We start from the raw sequence: 20962 nt of genomic DNA, 5'->3' as shown, positions 1-20962 counted from the left end.
ATCCAAAAGACAGATGAAAACGATCATCATAACCATTTTAGCTGGCATTCTTTCGGTGCGGGCCAATGCACAGACAGCGGCATTAGCTTTATCCCGCTGGTCGGTTAGCCTGGAAGTCCTCACGCAAACCACCGGTGTATACGCGGAGTCGCTCCGGTTTCCCGGCATAAAAACACAGTTTGGCGGTGCAAAAGGCTTGCAGCCCAGCGTGGAATATGTACATGTGGACAAAAAGCACGGGCAATTATTTCAAAATTTGACCCTGATGGGATACGGGTCGGGAAAGGAAACCGGATCGATGGTGGCAACATCCTTGGGATATCGCCGTCGCATTGCTGCCGCTTACCTGGAAGCACAGGCAGGCATTGGGTACCTGCAAACCACCTTCGGGGAAGACAAGGAGCTGCAAAACCCCGGCGGAGATTTTTTTACCGAAAGGTTCAGGGTGGGCGGGCTTACACCAACCGTTGCGCTCGGAGCGGGGTACAATGTGAATAAAAAATGGAAAATATACCTGCGTTATTATGACCACGCACAACTGCAGACCGAATTAAATCCTGGCGGCGTGCGGCTCCATCGGAGTCTGAATCTGGGGATTGGCTTAAGCGTTTAAATCGAAATCAGGTAAAAAATCTAAGAAATGAAATTTCGTTTCATGCAAGTAATACTGCTGCAACAGCCATCTCTTAGCTTTCCATCCGATACCGTCGCCCGGCTTCTTATTCTATGTACTGACCTCCGTGTGATAGTCTTGTTATTGTTGTGAGTTTTACCAACCGAGTCGGTCCGTCCAAGGAGAGAAGGTTATCTTGAATTGAGGAAAGCCGAGATGGGTTTTAGTTTGGTTAGAGGTCATTTTTAACGAAACGGAGCGAATTACGCGGAATAGGTGTTAGCCATTGCAACGGTGCATCACCGCGAGAATGTTAATGCTGCAGTTACCGCTAAGTTAATGTGAAAAATAGCTTGAATAAATTATAGAATGAATTTGGAACAGGTTCTTCAGTTTTCAAAAGAAATTGCGGATTCTGAAAAGAGGTATTCCTACCCATTAAAAATCCGACGCGATTTCTCCCTTTCGCGTCATTACTACTCCCTCTCGCGTCATTATTGCTCACTTTCGGCATCTACCTTTGCATTCAATATAATTAGTCTAAATAAGACCGATTAATTGAACACTACTCATCTTGTAAAATTAGTACTGACTACTGGCAGTGGCTAAATATTAAGGAACAAAACGGATGTTATTGAAATATACTTTATGCATTGCGGCACTGGTTACACTATTCCATTTCCACACCATTGCGCAGACGACGGGGCCGAAGACGGCAACGGTAAAGGGCGCGGTGAAGGACGTTAAAGGCCAGTCTGTCAGTTATGTTACGATCCGTCTAAAAGATAGTGAGATCGCGACTTATACTGAAGAGGATGGCACTTATGAATTGAAAAAAGTACCCTACGGCAACCAGGAGATTGTAGCCACATCGGTAGAAATCAAGGCGCAGTCCCACAAGCTATATGTCCAAAAGCCGAGTCATGAGGTTAATCTGACTGTCAGCAAAACCGCACAGGAGCTCAACGAAGTGCAGGTTGTTCAAAAAACGGAAAAGAAATTAATCGAGACAACGGGATTTGCAGTTGCCGTCATTGAAACCAAGGAAGCGTCACTGCGAAATCTGACCACCAATGAGCTCCTGGACCGGGCGGTAGGTGTGCGGGTACGCCAGAACGGAGGGATCGGATCCAGGGTGGAATATAATCTCAACGGTATGTCGGGGAGTGCCGTAGGTATATTTCTGGATGGTATTGAGATATCAACTTACGGATCCTCTTTCAACCTGAATAACATCCCGCCAGCCATGATAGAGCGAATCGAGGTTTACAAAGGTGTGCTTCCGTCTCACCTTTCTGGGGATTATGTAGGCGGAGCTATCAATGTGGTATTGAAAAAAGATGCTTCACAAAACAACATCACTGCTGCAGTAGCTTACGGTTCTTTCAATACATTTCAAGGGGACCTGTCGGGGATTTACCGCAATAAGAAAACAGGCTTTACTACCCGGGCGTCGGGCTTTTATACCTACACAGACAACAGCTACACCACCTGGGGCAAGTTCTCCAAGTTTGTGCACCCGGACAGGACCATGGAGCGGTATTACAGAGCCAAACGGTTCAATAATACCTATAAGTCTATCGGTGCCCGATTTGAACTGGGGTACACCAATGTGAAGTGGGCCGACCAGTTTTTTCTGGGCTATAATATTTCAGATACATACAGCGAAATACCACACGGTATCACCATGGCCAGGCCGTACGTGGGCCGTTTTGGTGAGTACAAGGCGCATGTCGTAAGCCTGAATTACAATAAGAATAACTTTCTGGTGAAGGGAATGGCATTGAACGTCAATGCGGTAAGAAGTTACAGGAGTACTTACGTTCAGGATACGGTTGGCCAGGTGTATAATTGGGACGGCAAGCCGAGAATGCTGATTCGAAACGGGGAGACCATACCAGTTCCACCAACGCCGGGGATGGGCCAGCAAGGCGCCAAAAGCATTGTGGAAGTGAACCGGCGCATCACCAACATGCGATCCAATCTGGGGTATACTATATTTCCAGGACACAGAATCTCCATCAATCACAAACTGGAAACCACGGACAGAGATGACAATGATTTGCTGAAGCCGGTAAATAAGGACTTGGTTACGGTAAGCAGTATCATGACGAACATCCTTGCACTCAACTATGAAGCTCAGTTTTTCGATGATAAATTAAAAACAAACCTGTTGGGTAAATTCACTTCCAACAGAACGAATCAGACCCGCGCAGAACTGGTTGCACAAGATGGGGTCAATATCATCAACAGGGTTCAAAACAAAACGGTTAACAACAACAAAGGTTATGGGGCTACTGTGTCGTACAATGCATTTTCCAAGATGTACATCATCGGGTCTACGCAAAATTCCTATGTAACGGCTTCTGAAAACCAGCTTTACGGCGATCCCGAAAACAACATTCTCGAAAACCGGGATCTGATACCCGAGCAGAATATCAATTACAACCTTGGCTTCCGGCACGGCCCGCTTCAGATGGGTAAACACAAACTCACGCTTTATGCAAGTGCTTTCTGGAGAAACGGTTTCGATAAGATTACCCAGCAGGCCGTGGAGAACCAGATCGTACAGGGCCGGGAAAGTGATGCGGATATCCAGGTAACGAAATACGTCAATTTAGGACGAACGCAGTCGAAAGGATTTGAAGGTGAAATTATTTACGTGTACGATAATCGCCTGAACGCCCTGTTTAACTTCTCCAAATTCAATACACTTTTCAAGCAGGAGTTTGACCAGAAGGGCAATCCGCACGATCTGTACAACCTGCAACTGCCCAACGAGCCGTTTTTTACCATGAATGGCAGCGTTCAGTATCGTCTGAACGATAAGTTTCAAAAGAAATCAATCCTTAACCTCTATTACAACACAGGATTTGTAGCGCCTTTCAGAACCGTCTGGATGGAGTCGGAGTGGTTCACCACCCCTACGCAATTTTACCATGATCTGGGCGCCAGTTATAGATTGCCCAATGGGAAAATGGTCGCGAGTTTGGATGTAAAAAATATCCTGAATGCAGAAATGTACGACAATTTCGGCGTGCAGAAGCCAGGAAGAAGTATTTCAGTAAAGTTAAATTATACAATCAGTAAGTTTTTATAATCCATTTGTAGTATGAAAAAGAATCTGTTCAGTGCTGTGATATTAGGTATAACCCTGGCCCTGGCCGGTTGCAAGGAGGAAAGCGCAAACCCAGACGGTGGCGAAACCCCAAGTGCAAGGGAATTTATCACACTTACCGCTTCTATTCCTGACGAAACAGGAACAGCGGGTAATGGGGGTACCATGGCCTACGCCATTACCCATGCACAGGCGATTGACCCTGCTTTCTCGGTCAATATTTATCAGAATGGTTTCGGGTTGAGGTCTGCCCGTACGGCACGTGTGCAGGCTTCTGAAGACGGAACGGAGCTATACAACATCCAGTACACCGGCGAGGATGGTGGCGTATTCAACAAATATCTGGTGAAAGGTGCCAAAAATTACCAGGATACTGGTAACGAACTGGATCTGTCGGATATCATCGGAACATCCCCGCGCTGGACAAAAGCTGCCGAAAATATTGGAATCGGGGTACACCTTACAGGAAGTACTACGGTAACAGAAGGAGAGGCGCCGAACCACATTTTTAAATATACCAGAGGGAAGGTCCGGATTGCGGTTATTGATCTGGAAAACGCAAGGGTCCCAAATTCTACTGAATTTGATTTCCCCTTCACAGCTGAACTGGAGGCTCAGGGATACTCTGTAGGCCGTATTGATGTTCCGGTTTTGAACGAGGCCAAAACCAAGATTTTTATTGGCTGTAACGTAAGTAAAGTTGACCCGAAAAAATTATCTTACAATGCAAGCGGAGCTCCTGTTTGGGCTAATGATGCAGCCAACAGAACACTCGGGACTACTACGTTGGTAGTGGATTACCCATCTTTGCAAAATCCAAAACTGATCTACTCTACGGTCTCGAAAACCAATAATCATTCTTACCGTACCATGACCCAGTATGTGGGTGCGGACGGCCATGTTTACCAGGCTACGGCTACCGGAGGAAAGGACATTTTGCGTATTGGCAAAAGTACCAACGAATACGATAACAGCTACCATTTCAATCTGGATGCAGCCCTGGGTCTGACGGATACACGTATTCAGGCTTGGAGATATATCAAGGACGGCATTGGTTTGGTTCTGTATAACATTGCTGGCAAAGGCGGCTATATCGCAATGGTGGATCTGAATGCAAAAACGGCCACCAAAATCAGCAATGATTACGAAGCAGGCCTGGACTTCGGACAGTATCAGAACCTGGCTGTAAGTGGAGATTATATCTATGTACCGCTTACACCGACAGGTGAACCAGGCAGGTTATACGTAATCAACTGGAAAACCAGGGAAGTGATCAAGGGTACCGTGTTGACCGGCCAGTCGGGATCAAGTTATCTGGGTTCTTATTGAGCCGAAGGATGCATTTGATGGAGAGATGCCTTATTTTGTAGCCCTGGAAAGAGGTTTTTTGCGCAAAGACAGGTACTCTTACCGTCATAGTAAATGACCAGTTACTGGCAGAAAAAAGATACAGCACCCGAAAGATGCTGTATCTTTTTTTGCCAGGCACTCAGGTGAGCAAAAAGGTGAAGGGCAGGGTAAAGTGCGTCAGGCGTTTTTGGGAATCTTGCAACTCCTATTTTATTGATGACTTTCACAGCTCCCTACGTCAGTAGAAATTGGTTATGCTGGTTTTAATAAGATTACCATTCTTGCATAAAGTGGTATGACCAATGCTAAGCCATTTCGTTCCACCACGTAGTCTCATAGCAAAGACTGGTTAAAACCTTAAATCAAATTGATCATGTTCCCTTTTCTCTTTGTTATCATCTACCTGGCCATCATTGGTTCTGTTTTCTATCTGATTTACACATGGGTAAATAAGTTTATATTCTTAAAACAGGAGCATAATGATCTGCTGAGAGAAATCATTAAGAGAATGGATAATAAATGATTCCCTGTTTCTTTTTCTGTATTCTATTTTATAAAGATAATTATCATTTTGTCTGCTCGAACTTAAATGCATCAGCTGCAACGAGTCCGTCTGCCGCCTGGTTGTCTATCGTGATGGCTCCGGTATACCCTTTATCAAAGCGAAAAGTGCCCAGTTTGATCCACTGTCCGCCTTTTTCCCGCTGGTTAACGGTAAGTTGTTTTTCGCCTCCGGCATGTTGAATCACCAGTGATGCATTGGATGCGTAGTCAGGGGCCGATGGCCACCAGCCGTACACGTTGTAATTCGCGGCTTCGGGAAGATAGGGCCTAAAAACCACAGACGAAGGTTCTGATTTGGAACTAAGCAGGCAGGTGATGGCATGGCGCTGTAGCAGTGGATCTTCGGACGAACGCCATGATCCGGTGCGCTTGACAAACCGAGTCATGTCGTCATCCACCGTCACGGTGTTATCCTTGCCAAAGATTCCGTTTGGATTATTTTCGTAACTCAGCACTTGCCGTTGTGCCAAAAGTTTTTTCTGCAATACGGTGATATCGACGCGCTGGACGGCTACCTGCTGCTTGCTTGCCATGGCTGCTGCTACTCCGGAGGCATGTCCGATGGTCATAAACTGAGGTTCCATTCTTATCGAGGCATAGGCTATGTTGGAGCCTGACATACACACCGGTACCAGCAAATTGCTGCATTTTTCGAACTCGGGCACGATGGATCGGTACGGAATTTCATAGGGTGACACCGGAATAGACAGATAACCTTCATTGATCGTTTCTGCTTCCAATACCGGAAAGCGCGATACCTGGTGATACGTCCGTTGGGTATGACGGACATCGATGTTGTATGATCCCATCGCAATGGCATCGTACTTGGTGGTATCTTTTTCCAGATCATGCTGCGTCATCACATATTCACCGATCATCCGGCGGGCCACCCGGATGTATAATTGATGTGGCCAGTGGCCGGTATCTGCAAACTCATCCTTGCACAATCCCCATTGCTGCGCCTCCTGCCGAATGGATTCGGGAACCTCAGGGTCGTTGGCAATGAAATAGAGCAACCCCTGTGTGTACAACAAATGATCATTCCATATCCTGTCTCTGAGCGTGTAACCGGCTTCTGGGTAGGCCCAGTTGCTTCCGTCATACAGGTTGGTCGACACCGGGCCCGCTGAATTGATCTCAGCCTTTCCGTTTGGTAAGTTAACAGAAGGTTTTAGCACGCCGGTCTCGGACAAGTTCGTCGGTTTTCTGACTTTCAGATACCTGCGGAGCAGCTCGTAACGGGCCGGGTCATATCCGGGCGGACGTGTGATGGCGACCCGGTTGTCCGGTTTTTTTGTGATCAGAAACCGAAAGCAATAGGCTTGTACAGCACTGTCACTTTCTCCGAAACCGGCCTGTGACCTGGCATTGATCAAGGGTAGCAACTTACCGTTTTTGCCATTTACAAAAGGAGAAACCGGCAACGGGAAATTATGTTTATCCGGATAAAAGGGTTGCCGCCCTGCCCACGATTCGCCATACTGGCTTTTACCTTCACGCCCAATGGCGTAAGCCACCCCGGCCCGGGCCATCAGGTCACCTTCATAACTGGCGTCGATAAACACGTTTGCAGTGAGCACTGCCCCGGACATCAGTTCCAATTTTTTGATTTCACGTCCGGTCTTGTACACGGTTTTGACCCGATCCCCATACCGAACCGACACCTTTGCTTCCTTAAGCCAGTCCCTCAGGATTTTTTCACCGATTGTTGGTTCTGGTCCACGCCAGAAAAAAAGTGGTTTTTTATAAACGGCTGCAACACGCTCATAAAACTCAAGTGCCAGTCCGCCGATCAGCGCACGATCACCATAATCGGTATGTGAAAGCCCCCCTGTGACCATGCCACCCACGTGCTGCCCAGGCTCTACCAGGAGAACCGAGGCTCCCTCACGGGCTGCAGCGATCGCAGCAGTAACACCACCTGCAGTACCACCGTATACAATGACATCGGCCGTTTGCGCATGAACGGACATCGAGGACAGCGCCAGAAAGAAAAATATGATTTTAGCTAATTTTTTCAAAGTGTAAGGGATTTTTTGAAACATAAACCGATAACAGGATATTTTCTACCGCAATTTGAACCCGAATCTGTATCCGGTCATTTCTCCAAATGCATTATCCGCGACGGCAGCCGGAAAATCAGGCTGTAGTCAAAGTACTGTTGGCGCGGTGAAACAGGCTCCTTTTAGATTATTGCGGGTGTTTTTTATGTTAAGGGGCGTAAGGCCGCATTGTTGTGATTTACGCTGTTTCAATGACTGTTATGATTGTCAGTGATGCTTGGGGCTTAAAACTGTTACCAGAATCAATCATTCGGATCGAAAATGTAGTTTCCAGTCATTAACTCGATCCTTATTTTTATCTTTGGCAATACCGACACAAGTGATTATGTGCCAAACCCTCTATAAACAGTAGCTCTCAATGAACCAAAACCCTGAACAAATAGCCAGAGACAATATCGACCAGCAACTCAAAGCTTGTGGGTGGATTGTTCAGAGTAAATCGAAGATCAGCTTAGGTGCTGGCTCAGGCGTTGCCGTTCGGGAATATCAGACAGATGAAGGCCCGGCAGATTATGTATTATTTGTTGACGGAAAGGCGGTGGGAATTATTGAAGCCAAGCGTGAAGAAGAAGGTCATAAACTCACCGTGCACGAGGATCAAGCTGAAAATTATGCATCAGCTAAACTGAAATACCTCAATAACGAGAAACTACCATTTGCCTATGTAAGTACAGGCGAGACCACAAAATTTACGGATTTTCGCGATCCCAAACCCAGAGCGAGAGCCGTTTTTTCATTTCATCGTCCAAAAACGCTTCAGGAATGGTTGAAAAAACCGAAGTCTCTTCGGACTTCGTTGCTGGATCTGAATTTATTGCCGACAGACGGTCTACGGGATTGTCAGATCAGTGCAATCACCGATTTGGAGAAATCTTTCAAGTCCAACAAGCCCCGTGCTTTGATCCAGATGGCCACGGGTTCGGGCAAGACTTTTACGGCCATTACTTTTATCTATCGTCTTCTCAAATACACACAGGCAAAAAGGATATTGTTTCTGGTCGATACCAAGAACCTGGGAGAGCAGGCTGAGCAGGAGTTTATGTCTTTTCTCCCTAATGACGACAATCGCAAATTTACCGAGCTATACGGAGTCCATCGCCTCAAATCGAAACAGATTCCGGATGATAACCAGGTTTATATCAGTACGATTCAGCGTTTGTATGCGGTTTTGAAAGGTCAGGATCTGGAAGAAAGTGCTGAGGAAGAGAACCCAAATGAAAGAAATTGGCAGCCCAGGCAAGTCCCTCCGATTGAATACAATGAAAAACTGCCACTTGATTACTTTGATTTTATCATCATTGATGAGTGTCATCGCAGCATCTATAATCTGTGGATGCAGGTGCTCGACTATTTCGATGCCTTTCAGGTTGGGTTAACCGCAACGCCTGACGCCAGAACAATTGCTTATTTTCAGAAGAACGTTGTATCAGAATATTCACATGAAATGGCTGTGGCTGATAATGTGAATGTGGGTTATGATGTATTTCTGATCGATACCAAAGTAACCCAAAAAGGTGCAATCCTTTGGAAAGGGGAATACATAGAGCATCGTGAACGGCTTTCGCGGAGAAAAAGGCTGGAGTTACAAGACGAGGATGAAGCTTATTCCGCCGTGCAGCTGGATAGGGATATTGTCAATCCAAACCAAATCCGGACCGTGATCCGGACTTTTAAAGAGCACTTGCCGTCTGTTTTTCCAAAACGATACGATAAGGACGGTAATTTTGAGGTACCTAAAACGTTGATATTTGCCAAAACGGATAGCCATGCCGACGATATTATTAATATTGTAAGAGAGGAATTTGATGAAGAAAACCGCTTTTGTAAAAAAGTAACCTACAAAGCCAGCGAAGATCCGAAAGCGGTACTGGCACAGTTTCGCAACGATTACTATCCGCGTATTGCAGTCACAGTGGACATGATCGCCACAGGTACGGACATTAAACCGCTTGAATGCCTGCTTTTTATGCGTGATGTAAAAAGCCGGAATTACTTTGAGCAAATGAAAGGGCGTGGTACGCGGGTGATCAATTTCGATGACCTGAAAAAGGTATCACCTTCGGCTACTGAGAACAAAGACCATTTTGTGATAGTAGATGCCATAGGGGTAACCAAGACCCTGAAAACGGACAGCTGCCCGATGGAGAAAAAACCGGGTGTGGCTTTGAAGGACTTGTTGGGTGCTGTGACCGTAGGAGCTCAGGACGAGGATTTGTTCATATCACTGGCCAACAGGCTGACCCGGTTGGATAAACAGATTTCCGAAAAAGAAAAAAGACATTTTGAAGAGATATCAGGAGGCAAATCGGTTACCGAAGTGGTGAAGGATCTGTTGAATGCCTATAATCCGGATACGGTTGAAGACATAAAAAACCGCATTGAAAGTGAAAGGTTAGGCGATCCACCGGCTGAAATTGAAAAAGCGATTCAAGATGAATTGGAGCAACTAAGAAAAGATGCTGCCAAAGTTTTTTCCGGCGAATTGAACGAATACATTGAAAACGTCCGGAAGGCACATGATCAAAAGATCGATTTGCTCAACCCGGATGAATTACTTTTTGCAGGCTGGGATAAAAGCAATCAGGAAAAGAATAAAAAAGCGGTAGCCGATTTCAAGGAATGGCTGGATTTGCACAAGGACGAGATTACTGCCCTGCAAATACTTTATAACGAGCCTTATCGTCGCAGGGAAGTTACCTACAAAATGATGAAGGATCTTGTGGACAAGATCATTTTAGACAAGCCTGCCCTGGCTCCTACAAACGTTTGGCGTGCTTATGAGCAGCTCGAAACCGTAAGCGGACAACCAAAAACAGAAATGATCGCCTTGATCTCACTCATACGCAGAGTAGTGGGTATCGACACCAACCTTACTTCTTTTGACAAAACAGTTGACCGGAATTTCCAGCAATGGATCCTGAAAAAAAATGCCGGACAGCACAACCGCTTTAGTGAAGAACAAATGTCCTGGCTACGGATGATCAAGGATCACATTGCCACTTCTGTACATATTGAACAGGACGATATCGATTACACCCCTTTTGATGCAGAAGGTGGGCGAGGCAAAATGTGGCAGATCTTTGGAAATGAAATGGGAAGTATTATTGATGAATTGAATGAAGAACTAGCAGCATAGTAAAAGCATTTACAACTGAATGCTGCTATACAACCCGAGGAAGTTAAAGTGAAACGATTGTTGACAAATTAATAAAGAGGAGCGGAGTAAGATGATTGAAATAAATGAATTGCCAAAGGGCTGGGAGGTAACTACTCTTGGAGATATTGTTTCCATAAGTAGCGGCAAAGGGCTGGTTCAAGCAAAACAAGATTCCTCTGGTGAATTTCTTGTGTATGGAGGAAATGGCGTAAACGGCAGACACAATGATTATTTACATGAAGACAGTAAACTTATAATTGGTCGAGTTGGAGTTCATTGCGGAAATATTCATATCAGTAAGCCTAAAAGCTGGATCACAGATAATGCTTTTGTTGTTACGTTTGATTTTAACGAGCTAGATCTAAGGTATCTATATTATCTTATTGGGACCTTAAATTTAAATAAATATTCAAGTTCAACGGCGCAGCCAGTAATTTCACAAGGGAAACTATATCCAATTGAATTATCAATATGCCCCCTCCCCGAACAACACCGCATCGTCTCCAAAATAGAAGAACTATTCAGTAGCTTAGACAAAGGTGTTGAAAGCCTCAAAACCGCACGGCAGCAACTTAAAGTCTATCGCCAGGCTGTATTGAAATGGGCTTTTGAGGGAAGGTTGACGAATGAAAATGTGGTGGATGGGGAGTTGCCGGAGGGGTGGAGGCCTCGAAGAATGGGAGATTTAATTGGTAAGCCCAAATATGGAACTGCAAAGAAATGCTCTTACGAGTCGGGGGAAGTAGGTGTTTTACGGATACCAAATATTGGAAATGGATTAATTAACTCGGATGACTTAAAGTTTGCGTCATTTACCGACGAAGAAATTCAAGCTTTCCGATTGGAAGAAGGTGATATTTTAACGATACGGTCGAATGGAAGTGTGGATTTGGTTGGTAAATGCGCTTTGATCACTGAAAGGGATAAAAATTTTCTTTTTGCCGGATATTTGATTCAGCTCCGACCTAATCAGAAATATATCTTGCCTAAATATTTGCTTAACGTCTTGTCATCTAGTGATTTGAGAAATCAGATTGAAGGTAAAGCTAAGTCATCAAGTGGAGTCAATAATATAAACACAGACGAGTTAAAGAGTTTATTACTAAATCTTCCTCCAACCTTAACCGAACAGCAAGCCATCGTCTCCGAAATCGAAAGCCGACTTTCTGTTTGTGATAAAATAGAAGAAAGCATTACGCAAAGTCTGCTGCAAGCGGAAGCGTTACGGCAGAGCATTCTTAAAAAAGCATTCGAAGGAAAACTGGTACCGCAGGATCCGGCCGATGAACCGGCGAGTGTGTTGCTTGAAAGGATAAAAGCGGAGAGGGGGGCGAGCAGTTTGTTGTTCAAGTCGAAGAAGGAGAAAAACAAAGTCGCCTAATTTAAAAGCAATTAATAATTCCATGAGCAAGAAGAAGAAGAAGGTTAAAGTAATGGTCGGATCTACCGTATACGGCTTTGAAGATCAGCTTTCTCAAATTGTAGCACAACTGAATACATTGGGCTATCAAGTACTAAATTCTCACCACGGAAGTATAAAGGTTAATCCTAAGCTCTCGAATCTAGCCAATTGTCTGGCGGCTGTTCAGGAATGTGATTTATTCTTAGGAATTATTCGTCCTTATTATGGAACTGGGAATATCGGCAGTTTGAACATAACATTCGAAGAGATTAAGAAAGCCATTGAATTAAAAAAGCCTTACTGGTTTCTAGTTCACAGAGATGTCGTGTTTGCTCGAAGCCTTTTTAAGAAGATGAAATTGAAGAGTGGGGATGAAATCGTTATAGAAGATAGTAAACTCTTTGACAAAAGATGCATCGATGTATATGAGTATGTAATACAAAATCACATTCCAGTTACACTTAGAAATGGGAATTGGGCTCAGGAGTTTTACCGCTTAGACGAGATGATGACTTACATCACAGCTCAATTTTCGGATAAGGATTTTGTTGATCAAATTGTTAATCAAGCTAATAATGGATAATAGTTTCATCATCGACAATCTTCTCCAGCGAGAAGAGAGTGTTAGATTACGATTTATAGAAAATGCCGATATTGACGTACTTGCGAAGTCTATAACTGCCTTTATAAATACTGAGGGTGGAGATGTTGTCGTAGGTGTCGATGGGAATAAAAAGGTTGTGGGAGTCAATGATGCACAACGGCAATTAGTAACGATTCAGCAAGACCTTGTTCGGTTGATTCGTCCTACTGCACCTATTTCAGTTCAACTTATTAGATATAATCAGCATGACTTACTTTTAATAAGTGTCTGGGAGGGAGCTAGAAAACCATATCAATACGATGGTGTGATTTATAATAGAGTTGGTAAGGTCACAGAAATAACTAAACCTGATAGACTATCAGCACTAATTTCACAGCGTAAGGAGTCCGAATTTAATTGGGAGCGAATGTCTCTACTTGGTGTCGAGCTAACTGAGTTAGATAATACTGAGATTAAAAAAACCATTGATTCTTATAAAGAATATAAGGCTGATGCTGTTATTGAAGACACGGAGGACTTTCTAATTCAGTTGGGATTGATCCAAAATGGTAACATTACCAACTCATGTATGGTACTGTTTGGGAAAAACCCTTTGAGATACATACCACAATCTAGAATTCGGTTAACGCTTTATCCATCGAAGACATCTGGTAATAGCTTCATTGACGACAAAATTTTCGAGGGAAATATATTCAAAAACATTGAAGACATTTTCAATTATCTTGACGTAATATATGGTAAAAGCAGTTCTGTCAGCAATATTTTGAGAAAGGACAGAATTAATTACCCTATCGTGGCTTTGCGCGAGGGAATAATGAATGCCATTGTTCATAGGGATTACAATTCGATAAAAGGATTTCTGCAAATTTCGATTTTTTCTGATAGAACAGAAATTAGTAATTATGGGGATTTGCCATCAGGAATTACTATCTCTGATTTAAGATCTGAGCATCACTCTATTTTACGCAATCCGGACATTGCCCGTATCTGCTTTATTCGTCGCTTCATTGAGATGCTTGGTAGCGGAACTTTAAGAATGATTAGAGATTGTAAGCAGAATAAATTTAGAGCTCCGGTGTGGCAGGAAGGAGAAAACACTATTACTGTAACATTTCCAGGGGTCACTCATCACAGGAAAGATGAGGGAGTGAATGAGGGGGTAAGTGAGGGAGTGCGTGAGGGAGTAAGCAAAGATAACTTACAGAAGCTAGAGAAGATAGCTGAGTGGGTTACTAAGGGTGCGAAAGGTGAAGTAAGCGAGAGGATAACAAGTCTACTAGTTCACTTATATAAAGATGGAGGAGCAAGGACGGGAGATATCGAAGCCATAACTAGGATACCTAGAAAGACGCTAGAAAGGTATCTAAGGCGGTTAAAGAAAAGCGGTGTCATAAGTCATGATGGTAATGTTAGTGCAGGAATATATGTTCTAAATGATATATCAGAAGTAGTTGAGAGAACTTTGGGTCATACTGGTATTGATAGAGAGAGACGTACAGATGATAGCGCAAGGGAACTCGATGATACTATAATTGCTATACTTAATGATGGTGTAAGTGATGGTGATATTGATGGTGTAAGTGATGGTGTAAGAACAGAGATAATGCAATTAGTTAGGATAGTACAGGAACAGGAAGGTATTCGAGTAAACGAGCTGGTTGAAAAGACAGATAAGTCAAGACCAACGATTGAACGTTACTTGAAAATTACGAGAGATGCAAAGTTATTGGAGTTCAAGGGAGCACCGAAAACAGGTGGTTACTATATCACAGATTCCTTAAAGAGAAAATTAGCAAGTAACGATTAAACAACAAAGGTGAGTAACGAAGCAAACAATACATCAAGCATCATCAGTAAGGTATGGAGTTTTTGTACCATTCTTAAAGACGACGGCGTAGGATACGGAGATTACCTGGAACAGCTCACCTATCTTCTGTTCCTTAAAATGGCAGACGAGTTCAGCAAGCCGCCGTACAACCGAAGCTACAACTTCCCCAAACTGAAAAATGAAAGGAATGAGGAAATAGAAGATTCAGAAGCCTGCTCCTGGGAAAACTTAAAAGACAAGCGAGGAGCAGAACTGGAAAGCTTTTACACAGCATTGCTTAGAAGTCTGTCCTCCGAAAAAGGGATTATGGGGCAGATCTTTACCAAAAGCCAGAACAAGATACAAGATCCGGCCAAGCTCTACAAGCTGATCGATATGATCGATAAAGAGCAATGGAGCATGATGGGCGCTGATGTGAAGGGTAAGATCTATGAAGGACTTTTAGAAAAGAATGCAGAAGATACCAAAAGTGGCGCAGGTCAGTACTTTACACCAAGAGCACTAATTCGTGCGATGGTGGAATGTATGCGGCCCGAACCAATGAAGATGATTGCGGATCCGGCTTGTGGAACAGGTGGATTCTTTCTGGCTGCATACGATTTCATAGCGAACCCAAAAAATTATTCTTTGGATCGTGAGCAAAAAGAATTCCTGAAGCATAAGACATTTTACGGAAATGAAATCGTCGCCAGTACCAGAAGGATGGCATTGATGAACTTGTTTTTGCATAACATTGGTGATTTTGAGAGTGATAATTTTATTTCTCCTGCCGATGCTTTGATTTCTGATTCCGGATTGAGAGTGGATTACATACTGGCCAATCCACCATTTGGCAAGAAGAGTAGTATGACTTTTACTAATGACGACGGCGAACAGGATACCGAAGATCTGACTTACAACCGCCAGGATTTCTGGGTTACGACGAGCAACAAACAGCTGAATTTTGTACAGCACATCAGGACAATGCTCAAATCCGACGGAAAAGCAGCGGTGGTATTACCTGATAACGTTTTGTTCGAAGGAGGTGCAGGAGAAACCATCCGCAAGAAAATACTGGAAACCACTAATCTGCATACCATTCTTCGTCTGCCCACTGGAATATTTTACAAGCAGGGTGTTAAAGCGAATGTCCTGTTTTTCGATAACAAACGAGCATCAAAGGATCCGTGGACGAAAGACATCTGGTTTTTTGATTTTAGGACCAACATTCACTTCACCCTCAAGAAGAATCCTCTAAAACTTGAAGACCTTAGCGAATTCATTACTTGTTACAACGCAGACAATATCCATAAACGTAAAGAAACTTACCACGCTGAAACCAATCCTGAAGGACGATGGCGGAAATTTATCTACGACGATATTATCGCAAGGGATAAAACAAGTCTGGATATTACTTGGCTAAAAGATAAAAGCCTTACGGATCTGGATAATTTGCCAGATCCAGATGTACTTGCGAATGACATTATTGAGAATCTTGAATCCGGAATTGAAAGTTTTAGGGAGATTATGTTGTCGATTAATTTGGGAAAGTAGTTTTTGGGCACGGGAAGGGGTATGTTTTTTTTAGTCGTAAACTAATGACAGCTCCCGAAGTAACCCAGGTTTGCCTTGGCCCGTTATGGTGTAGCTACTTCAAAAACGTTTTTATTGATACATAGATGGGTAAGCATATTTTGGCCGTGGGTTGGGATCCATGTAAAGGTGATAAGATGTTTCCTGAAAAAGAAAAAACGACATTTTACGCCGAATACAATAGCTCCGGGCCGGGTGCCAATCCCCAAAATAGGGTTAGCTGGTCCAGGCAGTTGAAAAAAACGGAACGGGGAAAATATACGCTGGCGAACATATTTGGAGGATGGCTGCCTGGTGGAGCGTGAGGCAAAGTCACCGGTCTTTCGGTAACCAGTTTGTGAAAAATGATAAAGAGAATATCTCAAAATTTGAATGAGGCATTCTCTTAAAAAGAACATTTGTTAATTCTTATCCCAAAAAGACAATATGATTCGATCATGCTGCCACGCGCCGCTTAGGGGTGTAAGGGTTAGTCAGAAACCTCTACTGAAACCATGAATAAACAGGACAACGGGCCTGTGATAAAGGTGTATGACTAGTCTGCTGTACTTGGTGCAGCGTATAGTATGCAAACAATCCCTGCTGTAAGCCACCAAATCTATAAAAACTGATGAAGGCAAATTACCTCTCATGCTCATTCACACGGTTCACCTCTTCAACGCTAATTTTACTTTGCCTCATTGGCAATGCTCTGCCAATATCTGCTGCGGGTTTTAAGGCCTCCGTGGTGAAAATCGACATCACACCTGAGAAATCGCAAAATCTGATCGGCTACAATCCCCGGATGTCAAAGGGTGTGCTCGATAGGATTTATCACAAGGTGGTTGTTATAGACGACGGTAAACAACAATTCTTTCTGGTTTCGTCGGATCTGGCGGCCATCGCGCCATCGACCTACGACCATGCTGCCGAGCGCCTCAGCAAACTATTCAAGATTGAGCATAAGAATTTTTGGTGGACCAATACCCACACGCATTCAGCTCCCGAGGTAGGGCCTCCGGGAGTGATAAAACTTTTCCTTGGGGAGCGTTATCAGGAAACTTACGATAAAGAATACACAGCCCTGGTGGAAGATAAGCTTGTGGAAGCGGTAACTCAGGCCCGTAAAATTTTGATTCCTGCCCGGCTTGGGGTAGGATGGGGGTTTTCGATGGCGAATGTGAACCGCCGCGCCCGCGACATTGATAATGTAACGGGTTTGGGTATTAACCCGGACGGGCCTATCGACCGCCGGATTGGCCTCATACGGTTGGATAAGGCAGATGGAACTCCTCTGGCTCTGATTGCAAACTACCCGATCCACGGTACAGCACTCAATGAGACCAACCTGAAAATCAGTGGCGACGTGCCTGGTGTGGTGGCCAACTACGTTGAAGAGAAAATAGGCGCACCCTTACTCTTTATAAACGGGGCCGAAGGGAACGTTGCACCCATTTACAGCCAGGGTTCCAGTGTGGCGCGGCTAATGCAATTCCGAAGCCTACTGGGCGATAAAATACTGGAAGCCAATAAACGCATCACATCAACCACCACCGAGCTCACCCTGAAAACCAGTGTGATGATCGTTGAAACGCCCCGGCGTCCTGACTTGAAAACGTGGCCGGAAGATCTGGAACGTTATTCGCGGACCACCAAGGCTGGCCTCAATCTGGTGCGTATACCGGTGAGTTTTCTCAAGATCAACGACGATATCGCCATCTGGGCAGCTCCACTCGAACTGTTTTGCGAGGTGTCGAACAACGTGCGGGAGCGGTCTCAGTTTCCCTTCACATTCTACTACGGAATTGCCAACGGTACACTCGGCTACCTTCCCACCAAAGAAGAAATACCTTTGGGAGGCTACGAACCGCTGATCTCACCATTTACGGCGGAAGCCGCCCAAGACCTTACCGAGGCTGTTGACAGTTTTTTACAGGGAGAAATGAAAAGCTTGCGTTGATCGGATAGTTAGCCTGCCGACAGTGACTATTATCGTGTTAATACAAAGACAGTAAAGTAGACATAAATTGGATACCACGTTATAGTATCTTAATGGCAGAGGTTAAAAGTCAAGAAGATGCCAAAAAATTTAGTTGAGCGATCAGTCAATATTGAACGGTTTGCCATTGAAGCAGTTGGGAGCGCGAGTAGAAATTGATTATCACGTGAAGACAGTGAACAAGCGGTTGTCACATGAAATGAGGATTTTGTGAACTAAGGTTGGCAAACAAATGGAATGAAATAAAAAATCAACTAGATAATTAGTTATTCGTATAATTTTACTTTGTTATTAAAGAATATAATTATATGAAAGCTTGTTGTCTGTTTATAGTCGTTCTCGCAGTACTTGCCAGTTGTATTAGGCAACCTTCGTTACCAATGAATAGCGCATTTAATGTGACTGGTGTTTTAAATGACACTGCCTGGTTTGGCACTGGCAAGGTGCTAAGGATTAAAGAGGTTGAACAAAAGATAGAAGATGTCCGGAAGTTTAATCTTGTTGTCAGTACTGACATTGATTATCCAGGTATGGGAGGCGGTCCAAACCCAAACACCAATAATGGTTGCATCGATCCTGAATGCACCAAAACTCAGGTTCTGGTGATCTACAATATTCCTTTAAAAAAAGGCCGTTTTAATATTGCAAAATTGGACAAGCAACGTCCGCGGAAAAATGAATACGCCAGATTGTCTTATATTTCAAATTCCGGAGGATTACTTAATCAATACCTTTATACTGGGTTAAAGCCCGGATGGATCAGGGTTACTAAAATTAATAAAACTTCGGGGATAGTGGAAGGGCGTTTTGCCATTGCATTCAGTCAAGATATGAACCCTGATTTACTGCCACTGCGAAACGCAATGCCGATAACAAAACGGTTTACTGATGGGCTTTTTCGGATCAAACTTACCGATGTTATGCTAAGGTAGGTGTACCGATGGAAAACTCTCGTTGGCCATAGTCTCCAGACTAGGGCCGAGAGTTACCGGTCTCCAGACCGGTTTCTTGTCGAACAAGCCGGATCTTTCCCTCATTGCGTTCTGGACACTGTTATTTAAACACAAAAGCACTTAATAATGTCAAGGCCAGGATCAGGATCGAATATAAATGAAGTGATCTGAAACTAAATTTTTCTTTTATTAGGGAAAATACGGCGATTACAGGAAGCAGAAACAACATTCCTATCATTGGAAGCCAGAGAATTTCAAACACTGCACCAACAATTGCTGAACGATAAATGTCTGTAATTCGACCAATATACCAGAATACAGATACAACTATACTTAGAAGTAAAACAATTCTACCTGCATTGGTTTTTTGAAAAACATTTGGGTCCGTTGACATATTTGAATTAATTGAAATTCCTTGCACCGCAAAGTGTTAGCGAATGTTTTAAGGCGTGATCCTAAAGTACGGTTGAATTTAACAAAATTTTCATTCGATCATTTTTTAAACGCCTTAAATATCCTTTTCGGTTGTTAGCGTTCATTGCTTTGGCTTTGATCATTCTCTCCTTGGACATAGTCTCCAGGAGCAACGATGTACAGGTCCAGGATGTCCGTCTTTAGAATTCGGGTTTTTGGACCAGCCATTATTACCAGTGCAACAACATTAAAATTCTGAATGTAAGGATCACGGCTCCGCACGAACCGATCAAAGCACCGAGCACGGATGCTATAGACCTGGATGTGTGCAACAATGTGTTGATCAAGGGCTGTTACCTGGCCGTGAATGATGATGCTATTGCCTTGAAAGGAGGAAAGGGGCCTTATGCCGATACCGAAAAGGGCAATGGGGCGAATACCAATGTGATTATTGAAGATTGTGAATTTGGGTTTTGTCATGCAGCGCTCACCTGCGGCAGCGAGGCGATACACAATAAGAACATCTTGATGCGCAACTGTCATATAACCAATGCCATGCGTGTGCTATGGCTGAAAATGCGTCCGGATACGCCTCAGAAGTATGAATTTATAAGTGTCGAAAATGTGGATGGCTATGCATACAGCCTCATCTATGTGAAGCCGTGGAAACAGTTTTTCGATTTGAAGGGCCGGAAAGCTTTGGGGCACAGTACAAAGCTTCCACGGCTTACAACAGGGTAGGTACGTCTGTAAGCTGGGCACATGTGGCCGAGCCGCCGGCATCCTATGCCATGAAGTTCAAAGACGGTTACACCAATGTGGAAGGCACGGTGAATAAAATTTATCCGGTTAACAACCTTTACAAAAACGGTACCGTAAAGAACGATCTGCTGACGAAAATCATCACACAGAAGTTTATTGCACAGACGCCCTGGTTGCCTCTGGAAGCGTGGAGCGACCACCGCAGATTGGGTCTTCCATTTTTCGAAAACCCGGCAGTGGAAAATCCACTTGTAGCCATGCCTGCGCTGAACAGCAGCAATTACATGACAGCTAATATTAAATTCTTTCCTCAGCGCTTGAAATATCCCTCAAGCCTTCCTGCTAGTAATGCCAAGGGTTATGCCCAGGCTGTTAACTTTTTAGGCGGAGAGGATGGCACCCTTACGCCACTGTGGTGGGCTAAGCATTGAGGAGGTGGTCTCCGTTTTTTTATTGAAATATGCCGGGTATCTCTGAGATGTCCGGCATTGTTTGTTTATAAGCTGTTGATTTTCTGTTGTCGTGGAAGAATCGTTTGGGTTGGCTCGGAGCAGCCGGAGTAAACGGAAATGGCTGGGGGAGAC

15 protein-coding genes and 1 pseudogene are annotated in these 20962 nt (G+C 44.0%); 14 read left to right on the top strand and 2 right to left on the bottom strand.

Translation table 11 applies throughout. The annotated features are described in order from the left end of the window. Positions 1-13 precede the first annotated feature (13 nt). The 4 genes from DYADSP32_RS16385 (at position 14) to DYADSP32_RS16370 (ending at position 5604) form a co-directional block, all read left to right on the top strand. On the top strand, positions 14-613 hold the full coding sequence (locus DYADSP32_RS16385) for a hypothetical protein (protein ID WP_149241732.1): 600 nt from the start codon (positions 14-16) through the stop codon (positions 611-613). Between the two features lie 628 nt (positions 614-1241). Further along, positions 1242-3713, top strand: coding sequence for a TonB-dependent receptor plug domain-containing protein (locus tag DYADSP32_RS16380; protein ID WP_149241733.1), 2472 nt, complete (start codon positions 1242-1244; stop codon positions 3711-3713). Positions 3714-3725: 12 nt separating this feature from the next. Further along, positions 3726-5060, top strand: a complete 1335-nt coding sequence (locus tag DYADSP32_RS16375; protein ID WP_149241734.1) for a hypothetical protein — start codon at positions 3726-3728, stop codon at positions 5058-5060. A gap of 394 nt (positions 5061-5454) precedes the next feature. Then, on the top strand, positions 5455-5604 hold the full coding sequence (locus tag DYADSP32_RS16370) for a hypothetical protein (RefSeq protein WP_414617837.1): 150 nt from the start codon (positions 5455-5457) through the stop codon (positions 5602-5604). A gap of 43 nt (positions 5605-5647) precedes the next feature. Here the strand turns inward: DYADSP32_RS16370 and DYADSP32_RS16365 are convergent, their stop codons facing one another. Next, positions 5648-7666, bottom strand: a complete 2019-nt coding sequence (locus tag DYADSP32_RS16365; protein ID WP_414617836.1) for an FAD-dependent oxidoreductase — start codon at positions 7664-7666, stop codon at positions 5648-5650. A gap of 400 nt (positions 7667-8066) precedes the next feature. Between DYADSP32_RS16365 and DYADSP32_RS16360 the strand changes: the two genes are divergently transcribed. From DYADSP32_RS16360 to DYADSP32_RS16325, 8 genes are all read left to right on the top strand, one after another. Next, positions 8067-10844 carry a DEAD/DEAH box helicase family protein gene (locus DYADSP32_RS16360; RefSeq protein WP_149241735.1) on the top strand — a complete coding sequence of 926 codons (2778 nt, stop codon included), beginning with the start codon at positions 8067-8069 and terminating at the stop codon, positions 10842-10844. Positions 10845-10935: 91 nt separating this feature from the next. Beyond that, on the top strand, positions 10936-12246 hold the full coding sequence (locus DYADSP32_RS16355) for a restriction endonuclease subunit S (RefSeq protein ID WP_149241736.1): 1311 nt from the start codon (positions 10936-10938) through the stop codon (positions 12244-12246). Between the two features lie 22 nt (positions 12247-12268). After that, a complete protein-coding gene (locus tag DYADSP32_RS16350; RefSeq protein ID WP_149241737.1) occupies positions 12269-12850 on the top strand; it encodes a DUF4062 domain-containing protein in 582 nt (193 codons plus the stop codon). Further along, the gene (locus DYADSP32_RS16345) at positions 12843-14678 is read left to right on the top strand and encodes an ATP-binding protein (protein WP_149241738.1); all 1836 of its coding nucleotides are present in this window, start codon (positions 12843-12845) and stop codon (positions 14676-14678) included. The genes DYADSP32_RS16350 and DYADSP32_RS16345 overlap by 8 nt, the downstream gene beginning before the upstream one ends. Before the next feature lie 9 nt (positions 14679-14687). Then, positions 14688-16232, top strand: coding sequence for a class I SAM-dependent DNA methyltransferase (locus DYADSP32_RS16340; protein WP_149241739.1), 1545 nt, complete (start codon positions 14688-14690; stop codon positions 16230-16232). A gap of 125 nt (positions 16233-16357) precedes the next feature. After that, entirely contained in the window at positions 16358-16576 is a 219-nt protein-coding gene (locus DYADSP32_RS16335; RefSeq protein WP_414617835.1) for a pectinesterase family protein, read from the top strand. Between the two features lie 305 nt (positions 16577-16881). Further along, positions 16882-18210: a neutral/alkaline non-lysosomal ceramidase N-terminal domain-containing protein gene (locus DYADSP32_RS16330; protein WP_149241740.1), complete on the top strand. Its 1329-nt coding sequence runs from the start codon at positions 16882-16884 to the stop codon at positions 18208-18210. A 419-nt stretch (positions 18211-18629) separates the two neighbouring features. Continuing rightward, on the top strand, positions 18630-19181 hold the full coding sequence (locus tag DYADSP32_RS16325; protein ID WP_149241741.1) for a hypothetical protein: 552 nt from the start codon (positions 18630-18632) through the stop codon (positions 19179-19181). Between the two features lie 121 nt (positions 19182-19302). Here the strand turns inward: DYADSP32_RS16325 and DYADSP32_RS16320 are convergent, their stop codons facing one another. Then, entirely contained in the window at positions 19303-19596 is a 294-nt protein-coding gene (locus tag DYADSP32_RS16320) for a hypothetical protein (protein WP_149241742.1), read from the bottom strand. A 185-nt stretch (positions 19597-19781) separates the two neighbouring features. Between DYADSP32_RS16320 and DYADSP32_RS16315 the strand changes: the two are divergent. Beyond that, positions 19782-20309, top strand: a pseudogene (locus DYADSP32_RS16315) (glycosyl hydrolase family 28 protein); the annotation flags it as partial. After that, the gene (locus DYADSP32_RS16310) at positions 20279-20809 is read left to right on the top strand and encodes a SusD/RagB family nutrient-binding outer membrane lipoprotein (protein ID WP_414617834.1); all 531 of its coding nucleotides are present in this window, start codon (positions 20279-20281) and stop codon (positions 20807-20809) included. The pseudogene DYADSP32_RS16315 and the gene DYADSP32_RS16310, both read left to right, overlap by 31 nt. Positions 20810-20962: the final 153 nt, after the last annotated feature.

Source organism: Dyadobacter sp. 32, from assembly GCF_902506755.1.
In the GTDB taxonomy this organism is placed as follows: domain Bacteria; phylum Bacteroidota; class Bacteroidia; order Cytophagales; family Spirosomataceae; genus Dyadobacter.
This window is presented reverse-complemented; position numbering and strand designations above follow the sequence as displayed.